Annotated in this window: 7 protein-coding genes; all 7 read right to left on the bottom strand. The window is 55.3% G+C overall.

Going from position 1 to position 8522, the window contains the following annotated elements:
- Positions 1-582 (bottom strand): IS5 family transposase (locus V5E99_RS30620; protein WP_499806237.1); only part of this gene is annotated, 582 nt, incomplete at its 3' end.
- A 269-nt stretch (positions 583-851) separates the two neighbouring features.
- Complete coding sequence (locus V5E99_RS30615; RefSeq protein ID WP_499806235.1) at positions 852-1877, bottom strand: IS110 family RNA-guided transposase; 1026 nt, start codon at positions 1875-1877, stop codon at positions 852-854.
- A 322-nt stretch (positions 1878-2199) separates the two neighbouring features.
- A complete protein-coding gene (locus tag V5E99_RS30610) occupies positions 2200-2676 on the bottom strand; it encodes a cytochrome P460 family protein (RefSeq protein ID WP_499806234.1) in 477 nt (158 codons plus the stop codon).
- 652 nt (positions 2677-3328) lie between these two features.
- Positions 3329-3736, bottom strand: a complete 408-nt coding sequence (locus tag V5E99_RS30605; RefSeq protein ID WP_499806232.1) for a TetR family transcriptional regulator — start codon at positions 3734-3736, stop codon at positions 3329-3331.
- Complete coding sequence (locus V5E99_RS30600; protein ID WP_499806231.1) at positions 3733-5622, bottom strand: site-specific integrase; 1890 nt, start codon at positions 5620-5622, stop codon at positions 3733-3735. The genes V5E99_RS30605 and V5E99_RS30600 overlap by 4 nt, the downstream gene beginning before the upstream one ends.
- Positions 5619-7295, bottom strand: a complete 1677-nt coding sequence (locus tag V5E99_RS30595; protein WP_499806230.1) for a site-specific integrase — start codon at positions 7293-7295, stop codon at positions 5619-5621. The genes V5E99_RS30600 and V5E99_RS30595 overlap by 4 nt, the downstream gene beginning before the upstream one ends.
- Positions 7295-8522 (bottom strand): tyrosine-type recombinase/integrase (locus V5E99_RS30590; protein WP_499806228.1); only part of this gene is annotated, 1228 nt, incomplete at its 5' end. The genes V5E99_RS30590 and V5E99_RS30595, both read right to left, overlap by 1 nt.

Raw genomic sequence — 8522 nt, 5'->3', positions numbered from 1 at the left:
AGTGCCAACCAGGCTGTGCACCAAGCCGGACTCAGCGTCGACACCGATGTGCGATTTCATCCCAAAAAAGTATTGGTTGCCCTTTTTAGTTTGGTGCATCTCGGGGTCGCGTCTGCCGTCCTTGTTCTTGGTCGAACTCGGCGCATGAATGATCGTTGCGTCGACCACGGTACCCTGGCGCAACATCAGCCCGCGGTCGCCCAGATAGCCGTTGATGACCTGCAAAATTCCGCCCGCCAGCTCATGCTTTTCCAGTAGGCGACGGAAGTTGAGGATCGTGGTTTCATCAGGAATCCGGTCCAGATGCAGCCCCGAAAACTGGCGCAGGATCGTGGTCTCGTACAGCGCTTCTTCCATCGCCGGATCGCTGTAGCCGAACCAGTTCTGCATCAGATGAACCCGCAACATCGCCATCAACGGATACGCCGGACGACCACCGTCCCCCTTCGGATAGTGCGGCTCGATCAAGGCAACCAAACCCTTCCAGGGCACCACCTGATCCATCTCGATCAGGAAGCGCTCGCGGCGGGTCTGCTTACGTTTGCCGGCGTATTCGGCATCGGCGAAGGACAACTGTTTCATCGGGTTCAACCGTCGTGTTCGGGTCAGGCGAGTATTTCACCAAAGATGGAAGACTTTTTCAGAGTTTCCTTAAATCTATCCGGCGTCCAATTGGGGCTTGCCCCGCGCCACGATGAGAGTCGCGCCTGGCGCTCCTTAAAACTGACGCGGCTTCAAAAGCCGATTTTCGTGTCAGGATCTTCGTCAGGCCGGTTGGCCGTTCACGTCATCTGTTGTTCAGCTATCGCAAAACCTAAAGGGTGAATCGTGGTACAGCAACAACTGCAGGGTCAGGCGCTCAAGGCGTCTGGCCCTGCTTCGTATTGGGTATGGTGCGCGGCAATCGCCCACGCTATACGGGCTAATTTGTTGGCCAGCGCACAGGCGACCACGTTGGAATGACGTCGCGTCAGCAGCGAGCGTACCCAGTCGGCCAGCGCCCCTTTCTGACGCTCAATGTGCTGCAGGTAGACCCTGGCGCATTGCACCAGCAGGCGGAGCAGGTTCTTGTCGCCACGCTTGCTGATGCCCAGCAAGTTTGCCTTGCCGCCGGTGCTGTACTGTCTGGGTACCAAGCCCAGAGAGGCAGCAAAATCTCGGCTGCAACCGTATTGCTGGCCATCGCCCATTTCTACAGCCAGCAGGCTGGCGGTGATCGGCCCCACACACGGCATGCTCAGCAAGCGACTGCCCAGATCATCGTCAGCCAGTTGGCCGGCCAACTCTTTGTCCAGTTCCTTGATCTGGCCGTCCAGATAGACGAAGTGATCGTGCAGACGCTGCAGCAGCACCGTTAACCGAACAGGTAGCTCGTGCTCCGCCAGAACACTGGACAAGCGCTTCATGACGGCCAGCCCCTGCGGCAGGCTGATACCGAATTCCAGCAGGAAGCCATGCATTTGATTGACCGCCTTGGTGCGGTCGCGGATGAGCGACTCGCGCAGCCGGTGCAATACTGAAAGGGTTTGCTGGGCTTCGGTCTTGGGCGAAACAAAGCGCATCGTCGGACGCGAAGCTGCTTCGCAGATCGCTTGCGCATCGATGAAATCGTTTTTGTTGCCCTTGACGAAGGGCCGTACGAACTGCGGGGAAATCAGCTTGGCTTGATGCCCCATGACCGTCAGTTCGCGAGCGACAAAGTGCGCGCCGGCGCAGGCCTCCATCACCACGGTGCATGCGGGTAGATTGGCGAAGAACCGCATCATCTGCTGGCGTGAGAGCTTCTTGCGAAACAGCTCCCGGCCGGGCTTGTCCTGGCCGTGCAGATGGAAGGTATGTTTGCCGAGGTCGATACCGACCAGTGCCAAATCGCTCATGGTGATGGCCTCCGAAATAAAAACACCCTGCGAAAGCGTAGCCCTCGCAGCGTGTCGGGGTGACCATCTCATTACTGACCCACTTGGGCAAAATGCTGCTTTTGCGAGCTGCCCATGCCCCCCAACAAGGTAAATCCGACCAAGAGTTTCATTCTTGATAGATTGCGTTACCCCCGCCACATCAATTGGAGGCTTCAGCTAGCAGGCGAATATGAAGTCTGCGTTAATATGAGAAAAGTCGCATTAATTTCAGAAACCGACTATTGAACCATTGGCTCATTTGTCACTCTGAGACCACCGCAAAACTGTCGTTTTTTCTCGCTCAGTCACGCAAGCGGCTGAACACGTAGTCGTGATCTTTTTGCGGGGTATGGCAGGCAAAGCAGGCGGTCGTCGCCTTGGCACGCACGACGCGATTGGCTGAGTCACCGCTACCGAAGCCTTCGAACCCCCACCCCCCAGTCGCACTGAATTGCTTCGCATCCTTGTGCATGACGCCCACAACCTTGCGCGTTCCTTCGGTCACAGCATTGTCGGCCCGCTTCGCGTCCAGCAAATCGAAAACGATGATCGCGCCATCCGGAAACTTACCTGATCGATAACCTTCCATCGCTTGCTTGTTGGCGTACAGGTGATGGATGCCGCCGAAGGCTTCGTAAAGCGGGTGCCCCTGTTCAATGACCATACTCTTGACGTGGTGCCAGTCGCGGTAGCCGGTCGGGTACGGCACTTCCGCATCTGCCGCTAGGACAGGGTTGACGAGGGTTGCCAGTGTCAGTGCAGCGAGTAAGCGCCTCATGGTTGCCTCATTACTTCAGGCCCGCGAACGCGGCACCGAAGTTGTTGTGAATGATTGGTGGTCGATGCCAGCGCAGGTACCGGCTTCACGCTAAACTCCTCCGCCTGGGCGATGCGTCCTTCCTGATCACCGAGAAGCGTCACTGCAACCTGATAGCGCGCCGGGTCGAGAGCGCTGGAGAACTGCTGCTCTACAGACACTACATCGGAGAGCTGTTGTAAAAAACAGAGCCTTGCTCATGTCCGACTCCTCTATCGCTGGCTTCAGAGCATCGCCACGATGCATTACTTGAATTAGAGCTTGCTACCTCTATCTCGTCAAATTATGCATCGAGCAACACTGGTGTTGAGGGGACCTGCTGCTCAATGGGTTGCCGACCGATACGTTGCCAGATCACATTCCCACTGAACCGCAGTCGCATCACTTGCACACAATCGCCCTTAGCGTTGGGATCAGGAAGGTGTGTTGGCCGCACGGTTATGGGCACACTCCTTGAAACGATTCGTCTGCGGTAAGTTGTTTGGCTGACACTCCCCAGTGATTTTTTTGTAAATCCTTCCCTTCTGGCAGATTCCGTCCGACGGACAGAATATACTTGGAGGGAGTATCAGAGCATTTTCGTAGCACATTTAGAGAGCGAGAGCTTCCGGAATTACAACTTGCCCGAGGGTAGATCTACTACCTTGGGGTCGCTCTGCTTTGCCTTTAGAACACGGGTCTCGGCTATCAATACCTCGTTAATCGAGGCGAGGTTGGCAACCTTTTCGCGTAGTTCCTCATTCTCTTGGCGGAGCATTCGATTTTTCTCGCGCTCAGCCAAAAAATCTTGGTGTTTCACATCTCGCTGAGCACGGCTTGAACGCCCCTGAGCTTCGCGGATCGCCTCGGCGACAGTTGGGTAGTGATTGTGAATCAGAGCGGTTGAAACACCAGCTTCACGCGCCACCGCGGCGATAGTGACCTTGGATTCGCCGCTATGTGCCCGACCGCGCAGAATACGTGCAAGTGCGAGTTGCAAATCCCGCTCGCGGGCGTCCGAGGGCTTGCGTTTAATGGTCATGCTACGTTCTCCTCCGGGTCGTATCCAAGCTGCATAAGCACGTCACGACAGCGATCCAAATCACGCAATACGCGCTGTCGGCCACCGTCACCAATGTCGTTGCAATCCAACAACCTCTTCAGGTTGTCGTAAAGGCGCTGGTAGATTCCAACGTGTGCAACTCCAATCACGGCGTTGTTGCAGTCGCCGCAGCGCGTTCGCTCCATGGTGTTGCCGACGCAACGATCATCGTCGGCGGTACACCAGGCGTGACCATTACTTCGAATCGCAGTGCTCTCAGCAATCGATGTCACCATTGAGGCGTGGCTCTTGAAGATCGCGAGGTTCGCCGAATCGCGCTGCCAATGCTTGATTGATCGACCGTAGCCGCCAGTCAGTGGCGTGTCTCCCAGCCAAGTCCCGACGACCTCGGACTTGATGTCTTCGAGTTCTGACTGGATATCTTCGTACAGTTCGAGATCAAGATGCTGCCCCCAATCTTGATCCATGGCATAGCCCAAGGTCATATCCATGGACCAGTGCGCGAAATGCTCACGCAGGTAACGCAGGTCGCCGAATTGACTGTGTGCGGCATAGTTGGCGAATTTACGGCGAAATTGATGGCTGGCTAAGATCCAGTTCAGACCACAGCTCTTCGCGAACGCTTTGAGGCACATGTTCCATGCCGAACCCGAGAGGATACGAACTTGATTACGTTTCGTGGCAGCCACCCCGAGAAAGAGAGCATGCTGATGCTTCTGTGCCGTGGCGATTTGCGGATCACTCGAATTAAGCTTTCTTCGCTCGGAGATCTCAGCGTCGATCATAGCCTGGTACGGCTCGGCCCAGCGTTCCATTAGGCGCAACACGTGCACAGCAATTTCTGGAATCATCCAGTCGTGCACGCCGGTGTCAGTTTTTTCCGACGTGGAGCGCAGCCAGTGGAAGACCATGCCGTCATCGTCTTCCGTACGGTGGTGCGCGCCAGATTTTACGTTGGCCAACTCATGATTCCGGCAACCGGAGGTGCTGGCCAGAACGATATAGGAGGCGGTTCTCAAATCTTTAATCGCTTGGTTGAATGTCTCAAGCCCGCCTTCCCACCCAAGAGCAGTCAGCTGGCGAACCTTATGCTCTTGGACTGTTCTGACAACCTGTCCCTTGCGCTCTACTGAGACGCTATCGAGAGTGTCGCGCAGATCGAGCAGACTCTCACCACGCTGAACCTGTTCGTAGGCCTTCTCGAACAACGTACAAAACACCTCATCTGGTATCAACGGCGTTTTGCCGGCCTCACTGTTGAGGGAAGCTCTACCGGCCAGGGCTCTCGCCGATGTATCAGGCCAGGGATGCCTTGCGATCGGGTCGTTGGTGTACTGACTGAGTTCATGAAGCGCCTCGACTGACATAAAACGACGCTCAAGGGCCGCCGGAGACAGCGCCTGCCCCCGATTGCGACGCGTCTGTCGGATCTCCCTACATTCGGCGACGTAATTTGCACAGATCATGGGCGTTACAGCGCCGAATTGACCGAGCTGAAGTGCGCTTAGATATCGTAGAAAGGGCAATACATTTTCAAAGACATTGCGCAAAGTACTTGCCACGGGACGCTTCTGCCCTGCGCGACCGCGTCGTAGGTAGCGATAAAAGAGCGACTTCATCACCGCTACAAACGCAGCGGGTACTCGATTGAAATCCAAGTTCCTCATGTTGTCCGGTACATTGCTCGTCAACCCTTCGAGCTGCCAAATGTTATCGCGATAGCGACTGAGGATGACCCAGTAGCCATCAACATGAATGGCGCTGACAATGAGTGCTTCGCGGTCGCTCTCGGGCAACTCACGTATATCCCCTGGCTGTAGTTCGATACTTGCCCAGGGCAACATGGTCACATTGCTTTTGCTCATGCAAACATCTCCAGACTTTCCACTACATCGGACGACCAAAACGGGTGCGGATCGCGGCGAGCCTGTTCGCGAGCAGCTTCAACGACGGCCGATTTGAAGGTTCCACGCCGCAGCCCTTCAGCCACGATATAGTCGTCAATCAATCGAGGAATATGCGCGTATTCCTGCGCCCAACGCCGTTTGTTCATGCGGGGACGCTCCGCAAACACACGAAAGTAAAAACTAAATAGCCGGTGTAAATCGTCTCCCGTGATCGCGTAATGTTTGCATCGCAGACAGTTGAGGAATGAGAAGCACGCTTCCCCCTCACGTTTTGGCGCATATTGGCCGTTCACTGGATCACCGCAGCGCCCCATTGGGGTAGGTTTGTAAGTAGCTCCAATAGTCCGGCTGAGTAATTCCTGAACCATTATCTCGCCCATAAACTGCCAGTTGCGCCTCGCGTCTGTGCTAGGCGCCAAGTAATTTCGTCCGGCCACCTGTGGGGTGTTACCAAGCGCGATGGCCGTGGTCATCAGGTCACCCGCGAGCAATTCGAATATTCGGTTGGCAAACGTTTTACGTAGTCGAGAGATGTTGATGCGAAGCGGCTGACCATCCGTATCGACGAGTCCATAATCACTTACCAATTTACTGGTCGCTATCTTCAACGTTGAATCCGTCAGCGCAATGACCCTGCCACGGCCTGGCCCACGGTGCACGCGATACAGCCAAACACAATCCTTGATGTCGTTCGGAGCCTCCACACGCAGCGATTCACTGTGAGCAAGGACACGACGGATCAGGCGTTCGATATTGGTTTTGATGGTTGGGGTAGACTCCAGACGACGCTCAGTGGCGCTCTCTGCACGCAGAGCCACTTTACTGCTGCTGTGTCCGCGACGTTTCCAGAGGACCAAAAAGACACTGTTGTCTTTGGGGTGAGCGCGCAGGCAATCGTGCCCCATCTCCAGCAGCGGCGTGGCGTTACGCCCGGTGTGCAGCGCAACGGTCAACAAGGCATAAGCCAGTAGCTCACCTGTCACAAAGACGTCTTCATTCCAGATTGGCAGGGTCGCCTGTTTTAATGCTGAGGTGAACGCTTGTCGCTGGCGTTTCGGTAGTGGCGTTTCCCCCTTACTCTTGCCGCTGTTTGGGAACGGGTTTCGCGGAAACGTCGCATCGTCCCCAGTGGTGACCAACGAAATTATCCCTCTGCGGCCCAACGCGTGAAGGACGCACTTCATACCGGTGTAGTGAGTACTCTGGCTAAGCGTGGTAATGCCCAATCCAGCAAGGTAGCCAAGAAAATCGTCAATCAATGCACGATCGATGTCGTTCAGGGTCAACTCACGGCGGAGCGCGGTTGCACGCAAAATCATGAAGTTAAGGAAGTGGCGTAAACCGCCTTTACAGAAACTTGCTACGGTACTCGCTTCGACCCCAGTGTCCTGCCGGGCTAGAAAGCGTTCAGTCTGTCGGTGGCAGGCATAGGTAATCGAATCGATACCCACGCCATACCAGAAAGCGAAGTCGATGCCTCGGGAACGCGTGGCATTCCTTCCGAAGTCGACTCTGGTGTGGGCAGGTGGAATCACCTCGGGGAGAACAATGACAGAACCCGCTGCGTCGAGACTATGCTCGACTTGCGGAACGCTGAGGTCGGTTTTAGTGAAGACCTTGCGCTTACCCATTAAACCGCTCCCAAGTCTTCAGATAGTTCATCGTCGTAAGCCAGCACCGCGTTGTCGGCCAATTCGTTGACCAAGTGCAGGTACACCATCGTCGTCTGGATCGAACTATGACCGAGTTGCCGCTGCACAAACACGAGCGGTTCCAGGCTGCTGCCATTGCGCTGAAGAGCGACCAGAGTATGGGTCGCGTAGGTGTGGCGAAGCATGTGCGTATGAACCTTGATGTCCGCTCGCTTGCCAATTTCTCGGACAATGCGTTCGATGCGTTTACCATCATCGGCGTAGGGCTCACCGAACTGATTCAAGCACAGCGGTTTGTACTGAGTACGACTCAGTGAAGCCCGCTCACCACGAACCTGCACTACATACCGGTACAGATCCGCGAGAAAGCGTCGACTGATATAGATGTCACGCGGCTTGCTTCCCTTCGTTCGAATTCCGTGACCATCATGTGGATCAAGGCGAATCCGGATGTTGCGCTCGTGCCTACCGGCTTTGTCCGGATCGAAGACATACGCCAACGGAAAAGAGGCAATTTCCGCCCGCCGCAGGCCAGTCTGAAGTCCAAGTCGAATCATCATTCGGTGATGCGGATTTTCCGCCTTCTCCAGCAACTCCTTAATCTCATCCATGCTGAGGAACTTCGGCAGCACCCGATGCTGACGCGGCATGACGTCGTTCACCATTGCCTTTCCGCCGCTGGCATCGATGTGTGCAAGAAAGCCGTGAGCCCGCTTGATCTTCCGCTCCTCATAACCAAACGGCAGTCTGTTCACCCATTCCTGCTGCTGGGCATACTCATAAAACTTGCAGATAAAATGGAGTCGTTGCCGGGTTGTTGATCGGGCCAACTGACACTCCACCAGGCAGTAGTCCCGGTAACCGGCAACGACACTCTTGGCCTCGCCACGATCTACGTCTCGCCAGTCGAGCTCATGTGCCTGAAGGAAACTGAAAAAGTCGTAAAGAGCACGCCCCGTGCTTGGCCAAGATTTCCGCGACCCAATGGCTCCCCGCAATAGAAAGTGGCGCATGAATTCATTGGCAGGAACGCAACTGTCCATCGTGTCCCAAAGCAAGATCGGAAAGCCTGGATACGGGCGACCGCCAATCACCAAGAATTCAGTAGCCCACACAAGCTCCATCAACCGCCCCCCCAACCTATGATCTAAACCAATGCTTCTATGGTTTCTTTCTAAATTACTGTTTATAAAGTACTTACCTTCT

It is taken from the genome of Janthinobacterium sp. LPB2021202312-11-4, from assembly GCF_037049705.1.
Lineage (GTDB): Bacteria > Pseudomonadota > Gammaproteobacteria > Pseudomonadales > Pseudomonadaceae > Aquipseudomonas.
The sequence above is the reverse complement of the archived record's forward strand: the minus strand, read 5'-3'. Positions and strand labels throughout refer to the sequence as shown.